The sequence below is a fragment of the Brevundimonas sp. genome (genome assembly GCF_041911375.1).
GTDB lineage: Bacteria > Pseudomonadota > Alphaproteobacteria > Caulobacterales > Caulobacteraceae > Brevundimonas.
Genome location: NZ_JAYRPA010000006.1, coordinates 1 through 25,759 on the forward strand (window position 1 = coordinate 1; position 25,759 = coordinate 25,759).

At 68.1% G+C, this 25,759-nt stretch carries 27 protein-coding genes; 16 read left to right on the plus strand and 11 right to left on the minus strand.

Annotation, left to right across the window (positions count from 1 at the left end):
- Positions 1 to 440: 440 nt before the first annotated feature.
- The 9 genes from ACE3PU_RS00950 to ACE3PU_RS00990 all read left to right on the plus strand — a co-directional run bounded on the left by ACE3PU_RS00950 (position 441) and on the right by ACE3PU_RS00990 (position 7,237).
- Positions 441 to 680 carry a DUF3297 family protein gene (locus ACE3PU_RS00950; protein ID WP_374385701.1) on the plus strand — a complete coding sequence of 80 codons (240 nt, stop codon included), beginning with the start codon at positions 441 to 443 and terminating at the stop codon, positions 678 to 680.
- 66 nt (positions 681 to 746) lie between these two features.
- On the plus strand, positions 747 to 2,189 hold the full coding sequence (locus tag ACE3PU_RS00955; RefSeq protein WP_374385703.1) for a M28 family peptidase: 1,443 nt from the start codon (positions 747 to 749) through the stop codon (positions 2,187 to 2,189).
- Between the two features lie 630 nt (positions 2,190 to 2,819).
- A complete protein-coding gene (locus ACE3PU_RS00960) occupies positions 2,820 to 3,032 on the plus strand; it encodes a hypothetical protein (RefSeq protein WP_374385705.1) in 213 nt (70 codons plus the stop codon).
- Positions 3,029 to 3,238, plus strand: a complete 210-nt coding sequence (locus ACE3PU_RS00965) for a hypothetical protein (RefSeq protein WP_374385708.1) — start codon at positions 3,029 to 3,031, stop codon at positions 3,236 to 3,238. Before ACE3PU_RS00960 ends, ACE3PU_RS00965 begins: the two co-directional genes overlap by 4 nt.
- Positions 3,231 to 3,731: a ferritin-like domain-containing protein gene (locus ACE3PU_RS00970; protein WP_374385710.1), complete on the plus strand. Its 501-nt coding sequence runs from the start codon at positions 3,231 to 3,233 to the stop codon at positions 3,729 to 3,731. The genes ACE3PU_RS00965 and ACE3PU_RS00970 overlap by 8 nt, the downstream gene beginning before the upstream one ends.
- Positions 3,732 to 3,734: 3 nt before the next feature.
- Positions 3,735 to 4,337, plus strand: a complete 603-nt coding sequence (locus ACE3PU_RS00975; RefSeq protein ID WP_374385712.1) for an isochorismatase family cysteine hydrolase — start codon at positions 3,735 to 3,737, stop codon at positions 4,335 to 4,337.
- On the plus strand, positions 4,324 to 6,405 hold the full coding sequence (locus ACE3PU_RS00980) for a glycoside hydrolase family 65 protein (protein ID WP_374385714.1): 2,082 nt from the start codon (positions 4,324 to 4,326) through the stop codon (positions 6,403 to 6,405). The genes ACE3PU_RS00975 and ACE3PU_RS00980 overlap by 14 nt, the downstream gene beginning before the upstream one ends.
- 14 nt (positions 6,406 to 6,419) lie before the next feature.
- Entirely contained in the window at positions 6,420 to 6,950 is a 531-nt protein-coding gene (locus ACE3PU_RS00985; protein ID WP_374385716.1) for a hemerythrin domain-containing protein, read from the plus strand.
- Positions 6,947 to 7,237 carry a hypothetical protein gene (locus tag ACE3PU_RS00990; RefSeq protein WP_374385718.1) on the plus strand — a complete coding sequence of 97 codons (291 nt, stop codon included), beginning with the start codon at positions 6,947 to 6,949 and terminating at the stop codon, positions 7,235 to 7,237. The genes ACE3PU_RS00985 and ACE3PU_RS00990 overlap by 4 nt, the downstream gene beginning before the upstream one ends.
- Positions 7,238 to 7,313: 76 nt before the next feature.
- Here the strand turns inward: ACE3PU_RS00990 and ACE3PU_RS00995 are convergent, their stop codons facing one another.
- Complete coding sequence (locus ACE3PU_RS00995; RefSeq protein ID WP_374385720.1) at positions 7,314 to 8,489, minus strand: zinc-dependent alcohol dehydrogenase; 1,176 nt, start codon at positions 8,487 to 8,489, stop codon at positions 7,314 to 7,316.
- A 33-nt stretch (positions 8,490 to 8,522) separates the two neighbouring features.
- Positions 8,523 to 9,092: an SRPBCC family protein gene (locus ACE3PU_RS01000; RefSeq protein ID WP_374385722.1), complete on the minus strand. Its 570-nt coding sequence runs from the start codon at positions 9,090 to 9,092 to the stop codon at positions 8,523 to 8,525.
- Positions 9,093 to 9,216: 124 nt separating this feature from the next.
- Here ACE3PU_RS01000 and ACE3PU_RS01005 point away from each other — a divergent pair, with 124 nt between their 5' ends.
- Positions 9,217 to 10,026, plus strand: coding sequence for an SDR family NAD(P)-dependent oxidoreductase (locus ACE3PU_RS01005; RefSeq protein ID WP_374385724.1), 810 nt, complete (start codon positions 9,217 to 9,219; stop codon positions 10,024 to 10,026).
- A gap of 33 nt (positions 10,027 to 10,059) precedes the next feature.
- Here the strand turns inward: ACE3PU_RS01005 and ACE3PU_RS01010 are convergent, their stop codons facing one another.
- Entirely contained in the window at positions 10,060 to 10,785 is a 726-nt protein-coding gene (locus ACE3PU_RS01010; RefSeq protein WP_374385726.1) for a Crp/Fnr family transcriptional regulator, read from the minus strand.
- A gap of 127 nt (positions 10,786 to 10,912) precedes the next feature.
- Between ACE3PU_RS01010 and galE the strand changes: the two genes are divergently transcribed.
- The 3 genes from galE to glf are packed head-to-tail and all read left to right on the plus strand — an operon-like array spanning position 10,913 to position 15,631.
- The gene (gene galE / locus ACE3PU_RS01015) at positions 10,913 to 11,935 is read left to right on the plus strand and encodes a UDP-glucose 4-epimerase GalE (protein WP_374385728.1); all 1,023 of its coding nucleotides are present in this window, start codon (positions 10,913 to 10,915) and stop codon (positions 11,933 to 11,935) included.
- A complete protein-coding gene (locus ACE3PU_RS01020) occupies positions 11,932 to 13,242 on the plus strand; it encodes a family 1 glycosylhydrolase (protein ID WP_374385730.1) in 1,311 nt (436 codons plus the stop codon). Before galE ends, ACE3PU_RS01020 begins: the two co-directional genes overlap by 4 nt.
- Positions 13,243 to 13,261: 19 nt before the next feature.
- Complete coding sequence (gene glf, locus ACE3PU_RS01025) at positions 13,262 to 15,631, plus strand: UDP-galactopyranose mutase (protein ID WP_374385732.1); 2,370 nt, start codon at positions 13,262 to 13,264, stop codon at positions 15,629 to 15,631.
- A gap of 4 nt (positions 15,632 to 15,635) precedes the next feature.
- Here the strand turns inward: glf and ACE3PU_RS01030 are convergent, their stop codons facing one another.
- Positions 15,636 to 16,352: a Crp/Fnr family transcriptional regulator gene (locus ACE3PU_RS01030; RefSeq protein WP_374385734.1), complete on the minus strand. Its 717-nt coding sequence runs from the start codon at positions 16,350 to 16,352 to the stop codon at positions 15,636 to 15,638.
- Between the two features lie 125 nt (positions 16,353 to 16,477).
- On the opposite strand from ACE3PU_RS01030, the gene ACE3PU_RS01035 reads away from it, so the two are divergent.
- A complete protein-coding gene (locus ACE3PU_RS01035; protein ID WP_374385736.1) occupies positions 16,478 to 16,687 on the plus strand; it encodes a hypothetical protein in 210 nt (69 codons plus the stop codon).
- A gap of 5 nt (positions 16,688 to 16,692) precedes the next feature.
- On the opposite strand, the gene ACE3PU_RS01040 is transcribed toward ACE3PU_RS01035, so the two are convergent.
- From ACE3PU_RS01040 to fdxA, 3 genes are all read right to left on the minus strand, one after another.
- On the minus strand, positions 16,693 to 16,971 hold the full coding sequence (locus tag ACE3PU_RS01040; protein WP_374385738.1) for a hypothetical protein: 279 nt from the start codon (positions 16,969 to 16,971) through the stop codon (positions 16,693 to 16,695).
- A 169-nt stretch (positions 16,972 to 17,140) separates the two neighbouring features.
- Positions 17,141 to 18,319, minus strand: a complete 1,179-nt coding sequence (locus ACE3PU_RS01045) for an alpha/beta fold hydrolase (RefSeq protein ID WP_374385740.1) — start codon at positions 18,317 to 18,319, stop codon at positions 17,141 to 17,143.
- A 357-nt stretch (positions 18,320 to 18,676) separates the two neighbouring features.
- Positions 18,677 to 19,018: a ferredoxin FdxA gene (fdxA, locus tag ACE3PU_RS01050; RefSeq protein WP_312735981.1), complete on the minus strand. Its 342-nt coding sequence runs from the start codon at positions 19,016 to 19,018 to the stop codon at positions 18,677 to 18,679.
- Between the two features lie 173 nt (positions 19,019 to 19,191).
- Here fdxA and ACE3PU_RS01055 point away from each other — a divergent pair, with 173 nt between their 5' ends.
- Positions 19,192 to 19,818, plus strand: coding sequence for a YceI family protein (locus ACE3PU_RS01055; protein ID WP_374385742.1), 627 nt, complete (start codon positions 19,192 to 19,194; stop codon positions 19,816 to 19,818).
- On the opposite strand, the gene ACE3PU_RS01060 is transcribed toward ACE3PU_RS01055, so the two are convergent.
- Genes ACE3PU_RS01060 through ACE3PU_RS01075 form a run of 4 tightly spaced genes read right to left on the minus strand, consistent with a single transcriptional unit; the run spans position 19,808 to position 24,795 of the window.
- Positions 19,808 to 20,086, minus strand: a complete 279-nt coding sequence (locus ACE3PU_RS01060; RefSeq protein ID WP_374385744.1) for an RNA-binding S4 domain-containing protein — start codon at positions 20,084 to 20,086, stop codon at positions 19,808 to 19,810. The genes ACE3PU_RS01055 and ACE3PU_RS01060 overlap by 11 nt on opposite strands.
- Entirely contained in the window at positions 20,083 to 22,578 is a 2,496-nt protein-coding gene (locus tag ACE3PU_RS01065; protein WP_374385746.1) for a helicase-related protein, read from the minus strand. Before ACE3PU_RS01065 ends, ACE3PU_RS01060 begins: the two co-directional genes overlap by 4 nt.
- 34 nt (positions 22,579 to 22,612) lie before the next feature.
- Entirely contained in the window at positions 22,613 to 23,224 is a 612-nt protein-coding gene (fixJ, locus tag ACE3PU_RS01070) for a response regulator FixJ (protein WP_374385748.1), read from the minus strand.
- Complete coding sequence (locus ACE3PU_RS01075; protein WP_374385750.1) at positions 23,221 to 24,795, minus strand: nitrogen regulation protein NR(II); 1,575 nt, start codon at positions 24,793 to 24,795, stop codon at positions 23,221 to 23,223. Before ACE3PU_RS01075 ends, fixJ begins: the two co-directional genes overlap by 4 nt.
- 208 nt (positions 24,796 to 25,003) lie before the next feature.
- Here ACE3PU_RS01075 and ACE3PU_RS01080 point away from each other — a divergent pair, with 208 nt between their 5' ends.
- Positions 25,004 to 25,699 (plus strand): TorF family putative porin, encoded by a 696-nt coding sequence (locus ACE3PU_RS01080; RefSeq protein WP_374385752.1) that lies wholly within the window; start codon positions 25,004 to 25,006, stop codon positions 25,697 to 25,699.
- Positions 25,700 to 25,759 lie beyond the last annotated feature (60 nt).

Below are 25,759 nucleotides of genomic sequence, written 5' to 3' on the forward strand. Positions count from 1 at the left end.
ACCGCCCAGCAGCCTGCGCGTCAGCCGACCCGTCAGGCTGCACGTCCGGCCGCGAACCGCCCGGCCCCCGCGCCTGCCGCATCGGCGGGCCCGCAGCCCTATCAGGCGGGCGGCGACGCGAGCGCCCAGCCCCGGCAGACGGTGCAATAGGACGGGCTTGCGTATCAGGGATCGCCCGTACGCCCGTCCTAGAGACTCGGAAGCCTTTCTGAGGCAGACTTCCCCCAGCCGCGGAAGCGGCGGACGCAGGGGGAAGCGCGTCATGATCGGGGAAGTGCTGTACATCGCGCACCGCGTGCGGCGCGTTCTTTTCGTCGGCCTGCCGGCTGCGGGTTTGGCCCTGGCCTTCGTGCAGCCCTGGCGATTGCTGGGCTGACATCGGTTGGCGCCGGGCGGCCGGGGCGCTATCACCCCGCCTTTCAAGAACGCCGAGCCGCAATATGTCCGACACGCCGCCCGATCGCCTGTCCGTCGATCCCGCCAGCCCCCACCATGACGCCGAGGTCCTGCAGCGGGGCGTGGGCGTCCGGTTCAAGGGCGAGGAGAAGACCAACGTCGAGGAATACTGCGTCTCGGAGGGCTGGGTCCGGCTGGCGCTGGGCAATCGCGTCGATCGCAAGGGCAAGGCCCTGACCGTCAAGCTGCAGGGCCCGGTCGAACCCTACTTCCAGAACGGCTGAGCCTTTCGGCGCACGGACGGGGGCGCTAGGGTCCGGGCCCTTACCGTGAGTCTTCGGAGCCTTTCGATGTCCCTTCGCCTCCTGTCCATGAGCGCGGCCGCTCTGGTTCTCGCCGTCGCCATGCCCGCATCGGCGCAGGACGCGGCGACCGAGGCCCAGGCGATCGCCATCCGTGACCAGGCGATGAAGTCCAACATCGCCCTGGACTATGTCACGCAGGTCACGACGCGCTTCGGGGCGCGTCCGGCCGGCTCGCGCGCCGAGCAACAAGCCGCGGCGTGGGCCGCCGACTACATGCGCGCGCATGGCTTCCAGAACGTCCGGATCGAGGAATTCCCCCTGGTCGGATGGGAGCGGGGAGAGAACAGCGGCGAAATCCTGGGCGACCGCCCGCAGCAGCTGGTCGTCGCCGCGCTTGGTCATTCGCCCGCGACGCCACGGGCCGGGGTCGAGGGCGAGGTCGTCCGGTTCACCTCCCTGGAAGCGCTGCAGGCCGCACCCGACGGCGCGCTGCGCGGCAAGATCGCCTATGTCGATTTCGGTCAGATGCACGCCATGCAGGACGGTTCGGGATACGGGCCGCAAACGCGGGTGCGCGGCGCCGGACCGGGCGTGGCGGCGGCCAAGGGGGCGGTCGCCTTTATCCTGCGTTCGGTCGGTTCGGACGAAAATCGCCTGCCGCACACCGGCACCACCCAGTATGTCGACGGCAAGCCGACCATACCGTCCTTCGCCCTGTCAGCGCCCGACGCCGACCAGGTCAGCCGGCTGACCGCCATGGGCGAGCCCGTGCGGCTGCGCCTGAAGTCCACGGCCCGGACCTTTGAGACCCGGAGCCAGAACGTGATCGGCGACCTGCCGGGCGCGGAGCGACCGGACGAGGTGATCGTGCTGGGCTCCCACATGGACAGCTGGGACCTGGGCACCGGGGCGGTCGATGACGCGGCGGGCGGGGGCATCACTCTGGCCGCGGCCAAGGCCATCGCCGACAGCGGCCGGCGCGCGGCGCGCACCGTCCGGGTCGTCCTCTACGGCTCGGAAGAGGTGGCCCAGCCGACGCGCGAGACCGGCAACGGCGGCGGCGTCTACGCCCGGAACCAGGGCGCGGCGCTGGACAAGCACATCATCGCCGGCGAGAGCGACTTCGGCGCGGACCGCGTCTATGCACTGCGCCTGCCGGCCGGCGCGCAGGGGTCCGATTTCCAGAAGGCGGCGAACCGGGTTCTCTATCCGATAGGCGTGTTGGCTTCGCAGGATGTTGAAACCAGCGGCGGCGTCGACATCGGGCCGATGGGGCCCTTTGGCGTGCCCTTCTTTGGCCTGGCGCAGGACGGAACCCGCTATTTCGACCTGCACCACACCGCCAATGACACGCTGGACAAGATCGACCCGGCCCAGCTGAACCAGAACGTCGCTGCCTGGGCTGGCCTGGTCTGGCTGATCGCTGATTCCGACGTCGACTTCCGCGCCATGCGTCCGGCGAACGCGCCCGCCTGGACCGGCCACTGACGCCGCTCGCGGCCGTTGCGAAACTCGTGACGCAGCGGACGGAAAAATAGGCGCGCCTGTAGGCTCCGCCAGCCATGTGCTGTAGGAGACGGGCGTCACTTTATGGCTCACGACGCGGTCCTGCCGATACGTGGCCTTAAGGTGGCAAGCGGGCGTGGCGAAACTGGTAGACGCAACGGACTTAAGCTGAGGATTGAGTGCGCCGGGGGAAATCCCGGACGTAGAACCGCTCAAATTCGGGGAACCCTGTCAGATGGCGATCCCGAGCCAAGCCCGTCTCCGGACGGGAAGGTGTAGAGACTAGACGGGCGGCGTCTAAGGCCTTCGGGCTATGACGAAGGGATAGTCCAGACCACGAACGGTCCGACTTGGGCCGGCGGCGAAAGTCGAAGTGGTACGAAAATCCGTCGGGCATTGCCCATGCCGGTTCGACCCCGGCCGCCCGCACCAGTTCAGCAGCGAGTGCTTCACTGCCCACCTGGGCGGTCGCCGAGGTCGGGCTGGGACGTCCGGGAGCGATGGGGGCGGGCGTCCATCAACGCACACACAGGAACGGTCGGCGCCCGTAATGCGCTTTGCAGTCTTGAAACAGGCGGTTTCGCCCGCCGTTTCAGGAGGCCGACCATGTCCATGAAGATCTATCGCGTTTCGATCGGCGATGAAGGCGGACCGAGCCGTGAGGTGAAGGTTCCGTCCAAAAACGACGTTCAGGCCGGCGACGCGGCCGCTGGTCTGCTTGAACCCGGCGAGAGCATCCTCGGCGTCTTCGAGACCGAGGACGCCTATCAGGAAGTCAACGCACCGCCTGCGGGAACGCAGACCCATCCTGATCAGATCACATGAGCGCCGGGTCGACATCCGGCCTGATTCAGGGCGGCCTGGGCGGCCCCGAAGACCAGTTGCTGGAGGCGGGGCAGGAAGAAGTCTTTTCCCGCGCCGAGGTCGAGAGCGGCCGCATCGAACACCACGCCGACACCCAGACCACGCCCGACCCGGACGAGATCGAACCTTCATCCCCCAATGCAGACCAAGGAGCCTCACATGGCTGAGAAGACGCTTGAAAACCTGTTCTACGACACGCTGAAGGACATCTATTACGCCGAGCGCAAGATCCTGAAGTCGCTGCCCAAGATGGCGCGCGGCGCCCAGTCGGCCGAACTCAAGGCGGCCTTCGAGACGCACCGCGAGGAAACCGAAGGCCAGATCGAACGCCTGCAGCAGGTGTTCGACATCATCGGCAAGCGCGCCATGGGCAAGACCTGCGACGCCATCGAGGGCATTCTGGCCGAGGGCGAGGAGATCCTCGAGGAGTACGAGGGCACGGATGCGCTGGACGCCGGCCTGATCGCATCGGCGCAGGCGGTCGAGCACTATGAGATCACCCGCTACGGCACGTTGAAGCGCTGGGCGACGCTGCTTGGTTATGAGGACGCGGCGCGCCTGCTGGACGAGACGCTGCAGGAGGAGTCCAAGACCGACGAGAGCCTGACGGCGCTGGCGGACGCCCGCGCGAACGACAAGGCTCGGGGCGAGGCGGCCTGAGCCATGGCCCAGGGCCTGCGTGATGCCGTGCCGTCGACGGCGGTTCATCTCTGCGTCGACATGCAGCGGATGTTCGTCGAGGACACGGACTGGCGCACGCCCTGGGCCGCCCGCGTCCTGCCCGTCATCGAGCGACTGTGCGAGGCGAAGCCGGAGCGCAACATCTTCACCCGCTTCATTCCCGCCGCGCGGCCGGGCGAAGGCCGGGGCACCTGGCGCGGCTACTGGGAACGGTGGTCGTCGATGACCCTGGAGGCGCTGGGCGCCGACATGGTCGATCTGGCGACGCCGCTTCAGCGGTTCGTTCCGCCCGGCCGCCTGATCGACAAGCGCGGCTATTCGCCGTGGTTCGGGACCGATCTCGATTCGGTGTTGCGACGGAGCGGCGTGGACACCCTGGTCGTCACCGGCGCCGAGACGGACGTCTGCGTCCTGGCGGCGGTGCTGGGCGCGGTCGATCTGGGCTACCGGGTCGTGGTGGTCAAGGATGGTCTGTGCAGCTCATCGGACGACTCTCACGACCGGCTGATCGCCCTCTATCACGAGCGTTACGGCCAGCAGGTCGAGGCGGCGGAGTGCGCGGAGGTCATCGATGCCTGGCGCTGAGGCCTGGCGACCGATCAATCCACCCGACGAAGGCGGGCCGCGCGACGGCGCCCTGCCGGCCTATGTCGCCAATGGGCTGATCGGCCTGCGGGTCAGGGAGATGCCCCTCATGGCCGGCATGGCCCTGGTCAACGGCGTGGCCGGCGAGCACCCGGAGCGCCGGGTCGAGGCCGCCGCGCCTGTGCCCTATCCGCTCGCGGGCGACCTCAGCCTTAACGGGGTATGGCTTTCCGACCAGCCGTGGTCGGTTTCGGACCTCAGCCAGGCCTATGATTTCGCCGCCGGCGAACTGACCAGCCGGTTCCGCATCCGGCTGGGCGGCGTGGAGGCGGACGTCGAGGTTTTGACCTTCGCCAGTCGCACCGCGCCGGCCCTGGTCATGCAGGAAATCCGGGTTCGGCCCGACGCCGCCTGCCGCCTGCGCCTGCGGGCCCAGGTGGCGACGACCGACCTTCGCGGGCGGGTGGCGCGCCGCCGAACCGACACGCCGGGCGAACCCCAGCCGGCCTGCGACGGATCCCTGCTGTGGTCGACCGAGGGAGACCTGGCCACGTGCGGCGTGGCCCTGGCGACCGAGACGACCCCCGCCGCCTCGCCGGACGTCGCCGCGTGGGACGCGACCGGACCGTTGCAGACCACCTACGACCTGGGAACCGTCGGCAAGCGGGGCGCGCGCCTGCGGCAGATGGCGGCCCTTATTCCCTCCCTGGTCCACTCCCGCCCTGACGAGGAGGCGGTGCGCCGGGTCGCGCGCGGCGCCCAGACCGGCTTCGACGCCTTGAGAGCGCGCAACCAGGCGGCGTGGCGCGATCTATGGCGCGGACGCATTGTCGTCGAGGGCGCCAGGCCGGAGCACCAGGCGCTGATCGACGCTGCCTATTTCTATCTGAACAGTTCGGTCCATCCGGCCTCGCCGGCCGCGACCTCCATCTTCGGTCTCGCGACCTGGTGGGACTACACCTACTATTTCGGCCATGTGATGTGGGACATCGACGCCTTCTGCGTCCCGCCCGTGATGCTGTCGCAGCCGGATGCGGCGCGGGCGCTGCTGGACTTTCGCTCGCGGGGGCTGAAGGCGGCGGGGTCGAACGCGCGCCTCTCGGGGCGGCAGGGCGTGCAGTTCCCGTGGGAAGCAGCGCCGCTGACGGGGCAGGAGGCGGCGCCCGGAGCGGGATCGGCGGCGGCGCACGAGGACCACGGCTCGCTGCATGTCGCCCGGGCCTTCGCGCTGTTCGCGGATGCGACGGGGGACGCGGCGTTCCTGGAAGAGGACGCCTGGCCGGTGCTGGAGGGCGTGGCCGACTGGATCGTCAGCCGCCTGACGCGCACGACCCGGGGCTATGAGCTGAAGCGCGCCACCGGCCCCGCCGAGGTGCCGGACCCGCCCGACAACGACGCCTTCAGCCTGATGCTGGCGCATGACGTCCTGGGCCGCGCCATCGCCGCCGCCGAGGCGACAGGGCGCACGCCGCCGGCGGCCTGGGCGCAGGTGCGCGACGCCCTCTATCTGCCGGTGCGCGCCGATCAGGTCATCGCCGCACACGACGATTTCCGCATCGACGAACCCAAGGGCGCCACGCCGTCGCCGCTGGCGGGCCTGTTTCCCGGCGGCTATCGAGCCGATGACGCCGTGACCCGCCGCACGCTCGACTTCTACCTGGCGCACTGGCGCGACTATGTCGGCGCGCCGATGTTGCCGGCCCTCTACGGAGTCTGGGCCGCCGGGACCGGCGACCGCGCCCTGGCCCTGAAGCTGTTCGAGGAGGGGTACGCGGCCTATGACACCGGCCGCTTCCACCAGTGCCTCGAGTATCGTCCCGACCACCCGGACAGCCAAACCGCGGCCGGGCCCTTCTTCGCCAACCTGGGCGGGATGTTGCTGGGGCTGCTGTTCGGCTTCACCGGCCTCGATCCGAAAGGTGATCCCGCCGACTGGCCTGATCGCCCCGTGGTTCTGCCCGAAGGATGGCGCGCCATCACCGTCGAACGGCTCTGGTTCGGCGAACGGACGGCCGCGCTGAGGGCGGAGCACGGCGCGCCGCGCGCCATCATCGAATTCCACAAGTAAGGGAGGAAGAGTCCATGTCCGTCATCGACAAGGCGTTGGCCGCCGTAACGCCGCAGCCCAATGAGGAAAGGCGGGCGGAGGCCACCCAGAAGGCGCGGGCGGCCGCCTCGCCCGGCGACTGGCTGTCGTTGGCGCTGGATCATCACGACCAGATCCGCGCCGCCTTCGCCGAGGGGCGCAAGGTCCGCTCCGCAGCCGACCGCCGCGCCGCCATGGAGCGGCTGGCGCTGGTGCTGAACGGTCATTCGCTGGCCGAGGAAATCGTCCTGTATCCGGCCATGGCCCAGCACGGCCACAAGATGCAGGCGGGCGTCGCCTATTCCGAACAGACCGCTGCGAAGATGCAGATGGCGGAGCTGGAGAACATCGCACCGTCCTCGGACGCCTGGCTCGACAAATGGGGTCACATCGAGGGCGCGGTGCTGACCCACATGTTCGAGGAGGAGAACGGCTGGTTCATCCACCTTAAGGAAAAGGGCGAGCGCCAGGATCACCTGACCGCGCGTTACAAGGAGGAGTTTGCCCGCTACGCGGGGGCGGCGTGACCACGGTCATGCGATCGGGTGCGTCACTGCTGCGATACCAGCTGCGCTTCAGCGGAGGACGCGAGCCGGAAAGCCTGATCGCCGTCGATGTGGCGGACGCGCTGCATCAGGCGCGTAAACGCGCCTTCGCGGTTCAGTCGCCGGTCGCCCTTTGGCGTGACGGCGCCCTGGTCGCGGAGTGCGCGATTCCCAATGTCCCGGATCCGCCCCGAGTGGATCCACTGGTTCTAGAAGAACTGGTTTCGGCGGGCTTCTATGTCTATCCGCCGCCGTCCACGACGGCCTGAGGTCTTGCACAGCCGGGCACGATCAGAAGGCGGCGGCCGGCCCGGATGACATCCGAACCGGCCGTTCGCGGCAGCGTCAGTGCGGCTTGAGCACCACCTTGGTCCACTCGTTCTGGTTTTCCTTGAAGTTCTTGTAGCCCTCCGGCGCCTGCTCCAGAGGCAGGCGGTGGCTGATAAGGTCGGTGGTGTCGATCTTGCCGTCCAGGATCAGCTGCAGCAGCTGCGGGAGGTAGCGCTGGACGTGGGTCTGGCCGGTCTTCAGCGTCAGACCCTTCTCCATGAAGGCGCCGACGGGGAACTTGTCGGCGAAGCCGCCATAAACGCCGGGCACCGAGACCGTGCCGCCCTTGCGCACGGCCATGATGGTCTCGCGCAGGACGTGGGGACGGTCGGTGCCCAGTTTGGTCTCCTGCTTGACCGCATCGATGACATTGTCGGGCGAGAAGCCGTGGCTTTCCATGCCCACTGCGTCGATGCAGCTGTCGGGGCCCAGGCCCGCAGTCATCTCCAGAAGCGCCTCGCGCACCTTGATCTCGTGATAGTTCAGCACTTCGGCGCCATTCGCCTTGGCCAGCGCCAGGCGGTTCGGATGATGGTCGATAGCGATCACCCGGCCCGCGCCCTGCAGGATGGCGCTCTTGATCGCAAACAGGCCCACCGGGCCGCAGCCCCAGATCGCCACCGTGTCCCCGGGCTGGATCTGGGCGTTCTCGGCCGCCATCCAGCCGGTCGGATAGATGTCCGACAGGAACAGCACCTTTTCGTCCTCGATCCCGTCGGGAATCTTGATCGGGCCGTAGTCGGAGTAGGGCACACGGGCGTATTCGGCCTGCCCGCCGGCGAAACCGCCCGTCAGGTGCGAATAGCCGAAGAGGCCGGCGACGGACTGCCCGTAGGCGATCTCGGTGGCGTCCGCCTTGTCGGCCGGATTGGAGTTGTCGCACGCCGCCGGCATCGACTTCTCGCAGAAGAAGCATTGGCCGCAGGCGATGACGAACGGCACCACGACGCGGTCGCCCTTCTTCAGGCTGGTGTTGCCCCGTCCGACCTCGACCACCTCGCCCATGAACTCGTGGCCCAGGATGTCGCCGTTGGACATGCCGGGGATCATGCTGTCGTAAAGGTGCAGGTCCGAGCCGCAGATGGCCGTGGCCGTGATCTTGATGATGGCGTCGCGCGGATTGACGATCTGCGGATCAGGCACGGTGTCGACCTGAACATTGTGTTTGCCGTGCCAGGTGAGGGCGCGCATGGGCGGCTCCTTTTTATGGGTGATGTCCGAAAATCAGAAGTGGCGCGACGCGCGGGGCGCGGCGTCGGGCGCCTCGGAGGTCGAGATCTCGCCCGTCTCCATCAGTTGCTTGAAGCGACGAAGCTCGCGTCGGGCCTGGATGCGGGGTTCGCGCTGCATCACCTTGGCCACGACCTTGCCCACGATCCCGGCGGGCGGGTCGTAGCTGATGAAGAGCCGCACCTCCGTGCCCCGGCCGAAGGCGTTGTCCTTGAACGATATCCAGCCCTCGTGGTCGAGGTCGGACCCTTCGCTGGAGGTCCAGGCGATGCGTTCGCCGGGGACGTCCTCGGTGATCTCGCTGGTCAGTTCGACATCCTTGTCGCCCGGTCCAGCGACGATCCAGCGCGAACGGCCGGGTTCCAAAACCTCAACCGACTTCACGGTCTCCGAAAAGGTCGGCAGGTTCGTGAGGTCGCGCCAATAGGCGTACAGCGCGTCTCGCGGCCGATTGATGAGCACGGCCCTGAGGCTGGACGCTTCATATTCGCCCTCGCGCCGATCCTTGTCGACGAAGGCGGTCGATCCGACATCGGCGTCGGTCGAAACTTCACTGTAAGACATGGGTTTAGCTCCGGTCAGCTGAGTCTGGTCAACCGCCTGGGCTGGCCTTCGTTCCGAGTGTTCGTGAAGGAACGGGCGGGGCCGCCGGGGGTTGGAGGCATGACGCAGCCCCCGGAGACCTCCAATGACCGACGACCTCGCCCAGACCCCCGCCGAAACCGCCCGGCCCTTGGCCGTCGTGACCGGCGCCTCGTCCGGCATCGGCTATGAGTTGGCCAAACTGTTCGCCCACGACGGCTATGATCTGGTGGTCGCCGCCGACACGCCCCTGGCCGAGGTGTCGGACGCCCTGACCGCGCTTGGCGCTCGGATCTCGATCGTCCAGGCCGACCTGGCGACCGAAGACGGGGTGCGAGCCCTCCACGCCGAAATTGGCGGCCGCCCCGTCGACGCCCTGGCTGCCAACGCAGGCCACGGCCTGGGCAAGGCCTTCCTCGATCAGGACTTCGACGACATTCGCCACGTCGTGGACACCAACATCACCGGCACCATCCGCCTGGCGTGGCTGATCGGGCGCCAGATGCGTGAGCGCGGCCGGGGCCAGATCCTGTTCACCGGCTCCATCGCCGGCCTGATGCCGGGCAGCTTCCAGGCGGTTTACAACGCCTCGAAAGCCTTCGTGGACAGCTTCTCCTTCGCCCTTCGCAACGAGCTGAAGGATTCCGGCGTGTCGGTGACGGTGCTCATGCCCGGTCCGACCGACACCCGCTTCTTCGAACGCGCGGACCTGATGGACACCAAGGTCGGGCAGGACGACCACAAGGCTGATCCCGCCGAAGTCGCGCGGACCGGCTATGAGGCGATGAAGCGGGGCGACGGCGACGTGGTCGCGGGCCTGGGCAACAAGGTCCAGGCGGCCGTCGCCGCGGTCACGCCCCAGTCCATGCTTGCCGAGCAACATCGCAAGATGGCCGAGCCGGGCTCTGGCGCCTGAGGCAAGGCGGGGCGGGCGTCCGCCCCGCGCTCCTCACCGGGCGGCGTGGCAGTCGCAGGCGGCCGTCGACAGGCCAAGGCCGTCGAGGATGCGAATCTTTCCGCGCCCCGTGCGCGCTCCGCCGCTGCGCTCGAGCGCGCGACACGAGCCGTTCACCGTCGAGCGGCGGACGCCCAGCATGCGGCCGATGCGCTCTTGCGACAGCAGGATGTCGCGCCCTGGCGCGGCCTGGTGGATGGACAGCAGAAGGTCCGCCACGCGGGCGGAGGCGAGATGTCGGCTGGCGCAGACAAGACGGCGCTCCAGCCGGACGCGCCTGCGGTCCTCGGCGTTCAGGAGGTGTTGCATCCCCGCCGCGCCCGCCCGTTCGAGCCAGTCGGGCAGGGCGACCCGGTAGATTTCGCCTTCGGTGACCCACTGGCCCGCGACCGGGCGTTCGGTTCCGGTCGCCGCCACATCGCCAGGGCCCAGGAGTTCGGCTGTGAGGTCCGACCCGGTCGCCTCGGTCGCCAGGCAGCCCGACACGACCACGGCCACCTCACCCGCGCCCCGGTGCACGTCGCCCGGGCGCACGGTCTCCACCACCCCCGCCGCCAGCGCCCAGCGGCGTTGCTCGGGCGCCAAGGGGGCGAACGCCTTCCACAGACGCAGCGTCTCGTTGGTGAGGCGCGGCAGGTCGGCGGCCGATCGTCCGCCTGAGGGGCGCAGATCGGCCTGGAAATCCGCGGGCGCGGAGCCGGAGGGTTGTTCGAGGGTCATGCGTCACCCTGCGCCTGTGTGTCTGGCGGCGCATTCACATAGGTGAACGCGTCCCAAGGACCGCTAGGCGACTTTCGGAACGCGCCGTCGTCCCACCGCTTCTCCGTGCCTGTCGGAGTTTTCTCACATGACGTTGAAAACCGTGCTGGTCACGGGCGGGGCCGGATATATCGGCTCGCATACCGCAAGAGCGTTGGCCGAGGCCGGTCTGCGCCCCGTGGTCTATGACGACTTCAGCAACGGCCATCGCGAGGCGGTGCGGTGGGGGTCCATGATCAACGGCGATGTCCGCGACCAGGACCGGCTGACAGAGGTCATGGCCGGCTTCGACGTGGACGCCGTGATCCATTTCGCCGGTTTCATCGAGGTCGGGCGCTCGGTCACGGCGCCCGCGCCATTCTGGGACGTCAATGTGAACGGGGTGGCGGCCGTGCTGGGCGCCATGCGGGCGACCGGCGTCAGGCGGATGGTCTTCTCATCGACCGCCGCGGTGTACGGCCAGCCGGAAGGCGACGGGCTGGGCCGTCTGTCCGAACGGGCCCCGAAAGCCCCGCTCAACCCCTATGGCGACAGCAAGCTGGCCGCCGAAAGGATGATCGCCGCCCATGCGCGGGCCTATGGGCTGGAAGGCGTGGCGCTGCGCTACTTCAACGCCGCCGGCGCGCACCCGTCGGGCGAGCTCGGCGAGGCGCACGCCTGCGAGAGCCACCTTATCCCGCTGGCGATCGAAGCGGCGCTGGGGCTCGGGCCCGCTCTGACGGTGCATGGGTCCGATTATCCCACGCCGGACGGCGGCTGCCTGAGGGACTATGTGCACGTGTGCGATCTCGCACGGGCCCATGTGCTGGCGCTGACCGCGCCGCTGGGGCCGACGGGTTTCGACGCCGTCAATCTCGGCTCGGGCGCCGGGCGATCGGTGCGCGAGGTCATCGCCGCCGTCGACCGGGCCACGGGCCGCACGACGCCCTACGCCCAGGGACCGAGGCGGGAAGGGGATCCCGCCGTGCTGGTCGCCGACCCCGGTCGCGCCGCCCAGGTGCTGGGCTGGCGGGCGAACTGTTCCTCGCTCGACGAGATCATCGCCAACGCGGTCGCCTGGCGCGTCAATCCCCGCTTCGGGTTCCGGCCCACGACCGAGGCGGCGGCTTGAGCGGCGCCGGGCTGGAGTTGTGGGGCGGCGTCGAGTGCACGGTGAACCGTGTCGGCGACCGGACCTTCGACCAGCAGGCCCTGACCGGCCATGACGATCGTCCTGATGACCTGGACCGCTTCGCCGACCTGGGTCTTCGCAAGCTTCGCGTCGCTCTGCTTTGGGAGCGGATCGAGACCGCGCCCGGCGTCCTCGACTGGCGCCGCGCCGACGCCGTGATGGCCCGGCTGCGGAGCCTGAACGTAGAGCCGATCGTCGGGCTGACCCACCACGGCTCAGGGCCGGTGTGGACCGACCTGACCCGGCCCGATTTCGCGACCGGCCTTGCCGCGCACGCGGCCCGCGTGGCGGCGCGCTACCCGTGGGTCAGGGACTGGACCCCCGTCAACGAACCCCTCACCACCGCGCGGTTCAGCTGCCTCTACGGCCTGTGGCACCCTCATCTTTCCGACGAAGGCGCCTTCTGGAACGCTCTGTTGATCCAGATCGAGGCGACCCGACTGGCCATGGCGGCAATCAGGCAGGTCACGCCGGGCGCGCGGCTGATCCAGACGGAAGACCACGGCCACACCTACGCCACGCCGCCTTGCGCCGAACAGGCCGGTTTCGAGAACGCCCGTCGGCTGATGAGCTGGGACCTGCTGTGCGGGCGGGTGGACAGGCGGCACGCGCTGCACGGCCGTCTCGTCGGTTTCGGCCTGACGGAGCGCCTTGATGTCCTTGCTGCGGCGCCGACCCCGCCGGACGTCATCGGGCTGAACCACTATGTCACCAGCGACCGGTTTCTGGATCACCGGCTGGATCGGTATCCGGTCGGCCTGCACGGCGGCAACGGACGTATCGCCTATGCCGACACGGAGGCGGTGCGCACGGTGGCCGACTGGGTCGCCGGCTGGGGCCGCGGCCTGAGGGCGCTGCACGACCGCTACGGCCTGCCGATCGCGGTGACCGAGTGCCATCTGGGATGCGACCCGGCCCAGCAGGCCGCGTGGCTGAACCAATGTTGGCGCGCCGCCATCCAGGCGCGTGCGGACGGTGTCAGGGTCGAGGCCGTCACCGTCTGGGCCCTGGCCGGATCGGTCGGTTGGGATCGCCTGCTGACGTGCGACGCGGGCCGCTACGAAGCGGGTGTTTTCGACGCCGCCCAGCAAGGCGCGCCAGAAACGGCGCTGGCGGGCGCAGTGCGCCGCCTGGCGTCAGGCGCGCCGCCCGACGCGGTTGATCCACCGGGCTGGTGGGAGCGCCCCGATCGCCTGTTCGACCACGCCGCCGCCCCGCCCGGCCTGTCGCAAACCCTTGTCGCCTGATCCTGTTCGAAAGCCGCTCATGACCCAACCGCCGCAAACCCCGTCCGTCGCCGGCTCCCGCGTCGTCCCCTTGCCCCGTCGCACCGGGGCGGCGTCCCCGATCGTCTGCCTGTCGCACCTGCGCTGGGACTTCGTCTTCCAGCGGCCGCAGCATCTGATGACCCGGTTCGCAGCGGACCGCGCCGTCTTCTACGTGGAAGAGCCTATGCCGGCCGCGCCGGGCGCGCCTCCCTCGATGGAGGTGCGGCTTTGCGCGCAAAGCGGTGTGACGATTGTCACGCCCAGGACGCCCGAAGGGATGGCCGGCGAGCCGCTCGACCTCGTGCTGCGGGACCTGCTGGACGAAACCCTGGCCGCAGCCGACATCCGCGATCCGGTCCTTTGGTACTACACGCCGATGATGCTGCCGATGTCACGGCACATCGTCGCCTCGGCCATCGTCTATGACTGCATGGACGAGCTGGCCAACTTCCGCTTCGCCCCGCCCGGACTGCGGCCGCTGGAGCAGGAGCTGATCGCCCATTCGGACCTGATGTTCACCGGCGGCTACAGCCTGTACGAGGCCAAGCAGAAGCTTCACCCTGACATTCACCCGTTCCCGTCCAGCGTCGACAGGGCGCACTTCGCGCAGGCGCGGGCCGTTCCGGCAGGAGCCGGCGCCACGCCGCGGCTCGGCTTCTACGGCGTGATCGACGAGCGCATGGACCTGGACCTGATCGCCGCGATCGCGGACGCCCGTCCGGACTGGACGCTGGTCATGGTCGGTCCGGTGGTCAAGATTTCCGAAGACGACCTGCCGCGTCGGCCCAACATCGAATACGTCGGGCCGCGCGACTATGACGACCTGCCTGCGGCGCTGGCCGAGTGGGACGTGGCCCTGATGCCGTTCGCGATAAACGACTCCACCCGCTTCATCAGCCCGACCAAGACGCCGGAGTATCTGGCAGGCGGCCGACCGGTCGTCTCCACTCGGATCCGCGACGTGGAGCGGCACTATGGCGCGTTGTCCTCGGTCTGGATCGCAGACACGCCGGCGGCGTTCGTGGACGCCTGCGAGGCGGCGCTGGCCATGGTCAGAGGTTCGTCGACGGAGTGGCTGGACGAAACGGACCTGACGCTGGCGGACCTGTCCTGGGACCAGACCCTGCTGCGCATGTCGGCGCAGCTGGACCGGGTGCAGGCGCGCAAGGCCGCTGGACGTCCGGCCGACCGCGAACGTTCATCGTCGCCCCGACGTGCGGTCAAGCCGCACTATGACGTGCTGGTGGTGGGCGCCGGGTTCGCCGGCGCCGTCATGGCCGAGCGGTTGGCGGCCGATGCGGGCAAGCGCGTGCTGGTCATCGATCGACGCCCCCATGTCGCCGGCAACGCCTGGGACCACCTCGACGCCGCCGGTGTGATGATCCACGAATACGGCCCGCACATCTTCCATACCAACTCGGTCGACGTCTTCGCCTATCTGAGCCGGTTCACGCGCTGGCGGCCCTATGAGCATCGGGTGCTGGCTCAGGTCGGCGAGATGCTGGTGCCTATGCCGATCAATCGGACGACGCTGAACAGCCTGTATGGCGTCGACCTCCAGTCCGATGCGGAGGCGGCCGAATTCCTGGCCTCCCGCGCCGAGCCCGTCGACGTGGTGCGCACCTCGGAAGACGTGGTGGTTTCCGCCATCGGCCGCGAGCTCTACGAGACCTTCTTCCAGGGCTACACCCGCAAGCAGTGGGGTCTGGATCCTTCCGAACTGGACAAGTCCGTCACCTCGCGCGTGCCCACCCGCACCGATACCGACGACCGGTACTTCACCGACACCTTCCAGGCCATGCCGCTGGACGGCTACACGCGGATGTTCGAGCGCATGCTCGACCACCCGAACATAGAGGTGCGCACCGGCGTCGCGTTCGAGGATGTGAAGGCGCAGGTCACCTGGGATCACCTGGTCTATACCGGGCCCATCGACGAGTATTTCGGCTTTCGCCACGGCCGGTTGCCTTATCGCTCGCTGCAGTTCCGGCACGAGACCCTGGCCGAGCCGCACGCCCAGGTCGTGGCCACGATCAACTTCCCCGACGAGGCGACGCCGTGGACGCGGGTCACGGAGTACAAGCACCTGACCGGCCAGAGCCACGGTTCGACCAGCGTGACGTGGGAATACCCCGCCGCCGAGGGCGATCCCTACTATCCGATCCCGCGACCGGAGAACCAGACGCTGTTCAAGCAGTATGAGGCGCTGGCCGCCGCGGAAACCGACGTGTCCTTCGTCGGCCGGCTGGCGACCTACCGGTACTACAACATGGACCAGGTCGTGGGGCAGGCGTTGGCGACGTATCGCAAGCTTCCGGGCCTGGCGACCGCCGCGGCCGATCCGGCGGAGGCGGTCGCGGGAAACTAGACGCTCAGACGGGTTCGCTCCGAAGGCGCAGGAAGGCGGGGTCGAACTCCGCCAACTCCGCCAGCTTGTCCCAATCAAGGATTTCGACACGTCCTTGGGCCCAGGTCAGCACGCCCCCGGAGCGGAGTTCGGCGATCAGCCGGTTCACATGCACCGTGGACAGACCCAGCACGTCGGCCAACACCGCCTGCGGCAGCGGCAGCTCAAACGTGCAGTCAGCCGCCAGCCGCACGACCTCAAGCCGCTTGTAGAGTTCGCACACCAGATGCGCGAGGTGCGCAAGCGCGGTCCGGCGTCCCATGCAGGCGATCCACTGGCGGTGGATGGCGGCGTCGATCACCGTGTCCAGCCACAACAAGCGGGTGAGATGAGGATGCTCTTCGGTCAGCCGGCGCAGGGCGGCGTGCGGAGCCTGGGCGATCACGCAGTCCGTGAGAGCGACAACGCCATGGTCCATCTGCTTCATGACGAAGCTGTGGAGGTCGATGAAGTCGCCGCTGACGTTCAGTTCGGTGATCTGGCGCCCGCCGTCCGCAAGAGTCGTGTAGCGGGCGGTGAATCCGCTGACGACGAGGGTGCTGTGATCTTGCCGATCGCCTTCGCGTACGATGTCGGTTCCGGCGGCGACAGATTGCGGGCGGCCCAGAACCCCCCTAAGAGCCGCCGCCTCGTGGGGCGTCAGAACGTCTCGGCGGCCCAGTTTTTCGATCAGCTCATCCAAGAATCACCCCCGCTGGCACATAACGTCGCGGGCGCTTAAGCGTTGCGGAGCGCAATGGCGTTCACATAGGTGAATGCGGACGATGCTGCGTGCGCATACGGCGAATTCCTCCACGGAGTGAGGACATGCCGACCTACTTCTGCTTCGTTCAGGTGCGTTCGGGCGGCGTTCCCGAATTGCGGATCCTCGACTGCGAGGACGACGCCCAGGTTCCCGCCGGCCTCGCCGCCACGCTCGCCGAATGGCCGCTGGCCCATCAGGTCGAGGTTACGGAAGGGGAACGTCGGATACTGATCGCCAAAGGCGCCGAGCTGAATGGCCTGCGCCGACGGTAAAGCCTTCAGCCGTCGCTGGCTTCGAGTTCAAGGTTCGCCAAAATGCGAGCGGCGGCCCCGGCCGGCATTTCCTGCGCGACAAGGCCTGTCACGACAGATCCCGCGGCGTCGATGCACAGCACGCGGAAAGGATCGGCGCCCCACAGGTCGATGCCGCCGTCGCGCAGCACTTCGCCCATGATCATAAGCGCCTTTCGACGCGCCGCAGCGTCGTCCGCAAGGTCTTCCCCGTCCATGTCCCGGAACAGGCGTCCATTCAGCGTGTGGAAATGATAGCGCGGCATGGACGCCCGGCGGCTCGAGGGATCAGTCGCCAAGGGTCTTGCCCGCGGCCGGGCCGCGCGCCCAGGACGGGATTCGTGTCGAGGTCGGAAGCGGCGCAATGAACATTTCCGAAGGTCCTGATCGAGATGATGGACCCGTAACCGAAGGCCGCCGTCGCCGTTCCGAAAGTCACGCAGCAGACGTTCGGACGGGCGGACCTGCATCTCCGACCGGAACCGGTCGGGTGTCGGGCAGTCCGTCGATGAAGCGGGCGATGGCGGCGTTGTAGACGTCCGACCGTTCCAGAAAGCCCATGTGGTTCACGCCCTCGACGACTTCGAACCGGGCGTTCGGCGCAGCGCTGGCGATCCGGCGGCCCGCCTCCAGCTTGGTGACGATGTCCATGTCGCCGGCCAGCACGAGCGTCGGCGTCTTGAGATGCGCCAGACCGGCGCCCGCGTCCCAACGGAACATCGCCAGACTGCCTTTCGCCAGGACGCCAGGAGGATTGCGCGTGGCCAGAAGGGTGTTGTGCTCCAGCTGGCTGCGGGTCACGTACCGACCGAAGCCCAGGCGGTTGGCGATGTGCGCGGAGCCGCTGAGATAGCCCTGCCAGGCGCCGGCCCAGGCAAGCGGTTGCAGCCAGATCGCCAGCTGCATGACGGGCTCCAGGACCGGCCCGCGCAGGGCCTGCATCAGCCGGGCCAGGATCATGGTCTTCAAGGGATTGGTGTGGGTGGTGTTGACCAGGACCACGCCCGCGACGGTCCGATCGAACAGTTCCGGATGATCCCGCGCCAGAGTCTGGATCGTCATCCCGCCGATGCTGTGCCCCACCAGGACCACAGGGCGACCTCCGGCCAGGCCGATGACGACCCGCAGGTTCTCCGCCAGCGTCTCGAGGGTCAGACGGTCGCCGGCCTTGGACCGACCGAGGCCCGGAAGGTCCCAGCTGATCAGGCGAAACCGGGTGGAGAGATCGCGCTTGGCGTAGGACCAGATCGTGCTGTCCAGCCCCCAGCCGTGCGTCAGGACCACCACGGGACCGTCGGCGGGGCCGTGGCGCTCGACGTACAGGGCCGCCCCGTCGAAACCCGGGGCCATCTGGCCGCCGCTGCGTTCAGGCCGGGTCTTGTCCTTGTCCGGACGCGCCAGCAGCGGTGTGACGATCCATCGGCCGCAGAAGGACCAGGCGAGCAGAATCAGCCCCGTCCACAGCCTCCAGTCCTGGCGCACGACGCGGGCGACGCCGTCGGCGTCCAGCACAGCCTCCCCGCGAAACCAGCTGACCAGAAGATAGGCGGCAAGAACCAGGACGGCGAGCGAGAGCCATCCCAGGAGGAGGCGAGCAAGAGAAATGAGGGGCATGATGTTCCTTGCCCGCGCCGATACGGCGGGCGGCCTGACGGACCCGGACGGGGGACCGGTCCCATAAGCCGCGCTTTTCCCGGCCAGTTCCGCCGTGTCGGCTAGCGGATATTCGCCGGCGGTGGGCTGGCTCTCAACGCCCGATGAGACCGCGGCGGCGCCGAGTCATTCGGCTGACGGGATCATCTGTCGCGGGGAAGGCGGGGGAGCGGAGGAGGATGGCCTCTGGCAGGCCGCTCCCTGGGCCAGGCGTGCTGGGCCTGGCGGGGCGCAGCAACGCTGGAGGTGGGCCGAATGCGCCGATATGCGCCGCCGGCGTCGCGAATGGTCGGGCGACCGGCCGCAGGCTTGTTGAGATCAGGAACCCTTGCCGGGCTTCGGGCTGAAGTATTTTTCGTACTTGCCGGTCTCGCGCTCATATTGCTCGCGGTCGGCGGGGGGCGTGCCCTTGACGGTGATGTTGGGCCAGATCTTCGCGTATTCGGCGTTGACCTGCAGCCACTTGCCATCCGGCTCGTCCTCGGTGTCCGGCACGATGGCGTCGACGGGGCATTCCGGTTCGCAGACGCCGCAGTCGATGCATTCGTCCGGGGCGATGACCAGGAAATTCTCGCCTTCGTAGAAGCAGTCGACCGGGCACACTTCCACGCAGTCCATGAACTTACACTTCACGCAGGCGTCGGTGACGATGTAGGTCATTGGGCTGTGGAAAAGTCGAGCTGTTGGCGGGAGGCCTGCGACATGGCGGCCACGCAACCAACTGTCAACCGGGCGGCGCGCTCAAGAGCGACGTTCGCAAGACGTCTTGACAATGAACAGGCCAATTCGCAACTGTTCTGATTGCATATTAACCACCGACGAAAAGGCACCCCATGCGCACTCCGTTTCTGAAATACGCCCTCGCCGGCGCCGTGGCCCTGACCCTGGGCGCGGGCGGCGCCGTGGTGGCCCAGGCCGCCCTGACCCAGAACCCCGCCGAGGTTCGCGCCGGCGCCTATGACCTCGACTCCGGCCACGGCAAGATCACCTGGTCGGTCAACCACCTCGGCTTCTCGAAATACGTCGGCCAGTTCGTGAACGTGCAGGCCCAGCTGACGCTCGATCCGGCCAACCCTTCCGCCAGCACTCTGACGGCGACCATTCCGCTGGCCGACGTGGCTCCGAACGACGACCGACTGAAGGCGCATCTGCAGACCGCCGACTTCTTCGACACGGCCAATCATCCCACGGCGACGTTCGTCTCCCGTTCCGTCACGGTGGATTCCGACGATCCCACGGAGGCGACGGTGGTCGGCGACCTGACGCTGCGCGGCGTGACCAAGCCGGTCACCATCGAGGTGGACTTCAACCAGGCCGGCGAGGCCATGGGCTCCTACAAGGCCGGCTTCGACGGCGAAGCGACGATCAAGCGGTCGGATTTCGGCATCAACTACGCCCTGCCGGCGGTGTCGGACGAGGTCGAACTGCACATCGAGGGCGAGTTCGTCATCAAGTCATAACTAAGGTGTAGAGGGCGCGGGCCTCTTGGGCCGGTCCGCGCCTTTCCCCCAACGCCTCGACGCGCAGGGTGACGGCCTCGCCGTTGCGCACGAAGGTCAGCAGGTCGCCCGGATGGACGCTGCGGCTGGGCTTGTCGAGGCGCATCTGGGTCCCGTGGCGCGTCAGTCTCACGGCGCCGCGCTCGACCAGGTCCGCCGCGATGCTCCGGCTCTTGCAGAAGCGCGCCCGCCACAGCCACACGTCTATGCGACAGGCGTCCTGGATCACGCGCGGCTCTTGCGACGGGGCCGGCGTCGCCCAGGCGCCTTCGCTGTTTCCGTCAGGGCCGCAAGGGCGGCGAACGGCGAATCCTTGATCGGTCGGGGCGCCTGGCCGGGCTTGTCGGGCTGGCGGGCGCGCTCCGTTTTCAGCGCCGCGATGATCTGTTTCGCCTGAGCGGCGCTCCAGCCCAGCCGGGCCAGATCTTCATCGGACAGACGCCCCCGGGTCTGGGCGTCGGCGACGCGCAACTCCGCCATCGTCTCCAGCGTCTCGGCGGAGACCAGCCAGGATCCTGCCTGCCGCAAGCCATGGGCGGACAGGAGGCGGGGCGAGGGCGGCTCGCTCGGGGCCGGGATCGGACCGGGCGCGGCGGCGATCAGGGGGGCGGCGACGAAGGCCTGGGCGAAATGGCGGGCGCGTGGCTTCTGCAGGCCGGGAAGCCAGACGGAGTGGACCCCGACGCGAATGGCGAAGCTCTTCAGCGTGCGGCGCTCGACCTGGCTCAGGGCGGCGAGGTCACGCTCGATGTCGCGCCGATCGATCAGGCCGCCCGCCTCGATCAGACGAAAGGCGATCCCGCGCGGAAGCCCTTTCAGAGCGCCGGATTCCACGGCCTGACGAAGGCGCCGCAGGTCGCGCAGGGCGCGTCCCGCTTCCGCCGCCAGCCAGGCCTCGATCCGGCGACGCGCACGCTCTCGCGCAGGAACGGGCCCGAGTTCGCCGAGCAGGCGGACGACGGGAGAAAAGGGATCGGCGCCGACGGCCGTGGACTGAATCTGGGCCGTCAGGACGCCGCGCCACAAGACCGCCCCGTCCGGCGTGACGGAAAAGGCCTCGTCACTCTCGGCGGCCAGGCGTCCAAGGCGGCGGCTGATCTCGGGGGTCACGGCGCGGACGGCGGCCTGGCGCAGCGTGCGGTCCTCCAAGGCGGACGCGCCCTTCTCCATCTGAAAACGGACGCCCTCCAGCTGTCCGACCACCTGGCCCTCGACCGTGACCTCGCCGTCGTCGGCGACGCCGGCGAATGCCTCCTCGCGCACGTTCAGAGCGCGCATCAAGGCGGTGGTGCGGCGGTCGACGAAGCGCGCGGTCAGTCTTTCGTGCAGGACGTCGGACAGGCGATCCTCGAGTGCGCGCGACCTCTCGCGCCAGCTTTGCGCGTTGTGAACCCAATCGGGGCGGTTGGCGATGTAGGACAGGGTGCGCACGGCGGAGAGCCGGGCCGAAAGCTGGTCGATCTGCCCGTCGTCGCGGTCGACGGCGGCGAAGCGCGGCGCCATCCAATCGTCGGTCAGGCGGCCGCGTTTGCCGGTCAGGGCCTGGAAGACATCCTTGGCCAGCCGCGCGTGCTCGTCCAGGGTCGTCTTCTGGAAATCGGGCAGCTGGCAGGCTTCCCACAGCCGCATGACGGCGCCGCGCGAGCGGCCGACACGGGCGATCTCCTCGTCCTTGATCAGGCGACGCAACAGGGTTTCGTCCAGTGCCTCGGCGGTCAGGGTTAGGCCGGGCCGCTGGGGCGTGACCGTCAGGGAGCGCAACAGGTCGGGCAGGGTGTCGAAGTCGAGCCGAGCGTTGCGCCATTCGGCGGTCTCGACGGGGTCAAAGCGGTGCTCCACCACCTGTTCGACCAGGTCGGCGTCCAGATCCTCGGCCTCGGCCGTCACGCCGAACGTGCCGTCGCGCAGGTGGCGACCCGCCCGCCCGGCGATCTGTCCGATTTCATGGGCGTGAAGCCAGCGGGTTCGTCGACCGTCGAACTTGCGCAGGCCGGCGAAGGCGACATGGTCCACGTCCATGTTCAGGCCCATCCCGATCGCATCGGTGGCGACCAGGAAGTCGACTTCGCCGGACTGGTAGAGCGCCACCTGAGCGTTGCGGGTGCGGGGCGACAGACTGCCCATCACGACGGCGGCGCCGCCGCGCTGCCGCCGGATCAGTTCGGCGATCGCATAGACCCGGTCGGTGGAGAAGGCGACGATGGCGCTGCGGCGGGGCAGGCGGGTCAGCTTCTTGGACCCGGCGTAGGACAGGGTCGACAGCCGGTCGCGGGTGACGATCTCCGCATCCGGAACCAGGCGGCGGATCAGCGGCTCCATCGTACCGGCGCCCAGGAACATGGTCTCGAATCGTCCGCGCGCGTGCAGCAGACGCTGGGTGAAGACGTGGCCCCGCTCGGGGTCGGCCACCAGCTGGATTTCGTCGATGGCCAGGAATTCGACCGACCGCTCCAGCGGCATGGCCTCGACGGTGCAGACGAAATAGTGGGGGCGGGGCGGGACGATCTTTTCCTCGCCCGTGATCAGGGCGACGGCGGCCGCGCCGCGCTGGCGCACGATCCGCTCATATATCTCCCGGGCCAGCAGTCGCAGCGGCAGGCCGATCATGCCCGAGGCGTGGCCCAGCATCCGCTCGACCGCCAGATGGGTCTTGCCGGTGTTGGTGGGCCCCAAGACCGCGGTGACGCGGGACGGGGCGAGGCCTGCGGACCGGTCGCTCATATCGCCGACAAGGTGGCGATGATTGTGCGTCGGCTCAAGCGTCGCCGACGCGCAATCCCATGCGCACCAGCGCGGACAGGCTGTCGGCCTCCATCTTCTGCATCACCTTGGCGCGGAAAATCTCGACGGTGCGGGGGCTGATGTTGAGATCGAGCGCGATTTCCTTGTTGGAGCGCCCATCGATCAGGGCGTCGAACACCTGGCGCTCGCGCGGCGTCAGGGTGGCCAACCGCTGCATGGCGGCTTCGCGCGCTTCCAGCGCGGGCGCCAGGGTCGCGAGCGACAGCATGCAGCCGCGTACGGATTCGAGGATGCGATTGGGGTCGAAAGGCTTTTCGATGAAGTCGACGACCCCGGCCTTCATCAATTGGACAGCCAGCGGAACGTCGGCGTGCCCGGTCATGACGATGATCGGCCAATGCGCGCCCCGAAGCGCGTGAAGCCGATGGATCAGCTCCACGCCGTCGACCTGCGGCATCCGGATGTCGGTGACCACGCAGGCCGACTTGTCGTCGGGCAGACCGTCCAGGAACTCCCGTCCGCCCGGGAAGGCGCGGGCGCGCATGCCCGCGCCGCGAAACAGCGTCAGAAGCGAGTCCCGCATCGCCGGATCGTCATCGATTATGAAGACGGAATGCTGGATCATGCGGCTTCGACCTCCGTGAAGCGGGGCAGGCGGAACGAGAAGGCGGCGCCGCCGAGCGGGCTTCGGCCCACGGTCAGCTGACCGCCATGGCTTTCCACGATGGAGCGCGTGACCGAAAGGCCCAGACCCATCCCGCCCGCCTTGGTCGTCGTCATCGGCTGAAAGATCCGGTCCATGTCCGCCTCGGCGATGCCGGGGCCGTTGTCCTCGACCGCGATCTCGTAGCCGGCGTCGCCGAGCGAGCGGCCCACCACCGAAATCAGGCCGTGCGGACGGTCGCTGAGGGCGTCGACACCGTTTCGAACCAGATTGGTGACGGCCTGCTGGATCTGGATACGGTCGGCCAGAACGGCGTCGTCATCCTGGACGTCAATGCGGATCGGTATGTCCGTGTCGCGGCTGATCAGAAAGAAGACCGGGGCGAGGTCCTCAATCATCGACGTCACCCGCTCCTCGGCGAAGGTGCGGCTGCCGGTGGAGATCAGGTCGCGCATCCGACGGATGATGTCGCCGGCCCGCAGGAGCTGGGTCTTGGCCAGGTCCAGGCTTCGTGCGGCGCTGTCGCCCAGCGGACCGGATCGCGCGATGTCGGTCTGTCCCGCGTGCAGATAGACGGCGGCGGCGGTCAAGGGCTGATTCAACTCGTGCGCCAGGGTCGCCGCCATCTGGCCCATGGAGTTCAACCGCCACACCTGACTGAGTTGGGCGTGAAGATCCCGTGAACGGTCCCGCGCCATCTCCGATCGGCTTTGATCCGCCAGGGCAAGGACGATGGACTCCGGATCGGCCTGCTCGGGCAGGGGGCCAGCCTGGATGTTGATTGGAAACGTCTCGCCCGAAGCCCTGCGTATCTGCCAATGTCCCGCCGGCGGCGCTTCCAGCCCCCCGCCCTGGTGGACGGAGGAGGCGGCCTCAAGGTCGAACTCATCGATGAAGTCGACAATGGGGCGCCCGACTACGGCTTCCGCCGGCTCGCCGACCAGCGACGCCGCCGCCGGGGTGATGCGTCGTATCGCGCCCGTCCGATCGAGCGTGATCACGGGCGTGGACGCCAGGATGGCGTCAAGCAGGGCTTCACGCGCCACAAGGTCGTGCGTGAGCTTGCGCGATCGGGAAAGGGCGCCGACCAGTCGCAGGCAGACCTCGGAGACGCTCCAGGCGACCACCACGAACAGAGCGGCGTTGGCGGCTTCGTCGACCGCGTGCTCCCGGTCGACCAGCGCGATGTTGCAGGCGACAGCAAGAAGGATGGACACGGCCACCGCCCACCGATTGGCAAGCAGAGCTGTGACCATTACCGCAGGAACAAGGGGCAGATCGTAGAATTGTCCCAGCTCCTCGAGGGCGCTGCGGAGGATGATCGCGATTGCGACCGAAATACAGGCGATAATCGAACCTTGCCACCATGAGGTGCGCGCGTGCGGAAACATTCTTGTGTGCAGCTGCGGGAGCAAATTCGACGCCTGCGCTTCCGTCATTTCCGTTTGCGCAACTGCGAAGACATTTGACTCTCCTCCCTTCGAGCCACGATTTTGTCGAAATTTGTATAACAGGGCGGGCGCTAAGGGCAACTACGTAAGCTTCGCGCCGCCCTGGGCTAAGGCTTTGTGCCGTCGATGCGATACCGACAAGCCGACGCTTTATAGGCGCGCGTAGTGTGGTCGACGTTGTGGGTAGGCTGCGGTCAAGCTAGGGGTTCGTACGTAGCGCGCGGTTCACGAACGGTATTAATCCTCGCCTCACCCTTGGATGGCAGAATGCAGGTCTCCAAGGTTCGAAATGGCATCCCAGTCTCGATTTATCATATTCGCCGCCACCGTCACCGCCACCGCCACCACTCTGGGCATGGGCGGCGCGGCGTGTGCGCAATCCTTTGACTTGGACGCCGGCGTCGCCAGCCAGTATGTCGGCAAGGGGCTGGGCAAGAGCGATGAGAAGGTCGCGCCCTTCACCAAGGCCGAGGTCGGCTTCAGAGACGGCTACGCCAGCGTCTTCGTGTCGGACGCCGCCGGGTCGCAAGGCTATGACATTGAGGTCATCAGCATGGCGGGCTGGCGGCCCAAGGCGGCCGGTTTCAGCTTCGATCTAGGCGTCATGAACCGCGACCTGCCGGGCGCCCGCGCCGGCGTCGACAATAATTACTGGGAATATCAGGCCGACGCTTCGCGCAAGCTTGGTCCGGTCGCAACGCGCTTGCGCGTCAACTATTCGCCCGACGGTTTCGCCGCCACCAAGGAAGCGTGGTGGCTTGAGCTGCAAGGCACCGTGTCGGTCGCCGCCAAGACCAGGATTTCTGCTGCTGTCGCCAACCGCATGGCCGACGGGGGCATTGATTACAACGCATGGAACATCGGTGCGAAACACAAGCTGACGGACGCCTTCGCCGTCGACCTGCGCTGGTACGACACAGACCGCCACAGCGTCGGCGAGCCCTATGAGGGCCGTCTCGTGGCCGCCGCCACCTATTCATTCTGAGTACCGATCAACCGGGGGATGTTGAGTTGAAATTCATTGAAAACCTGCCTGTAGGCCGAA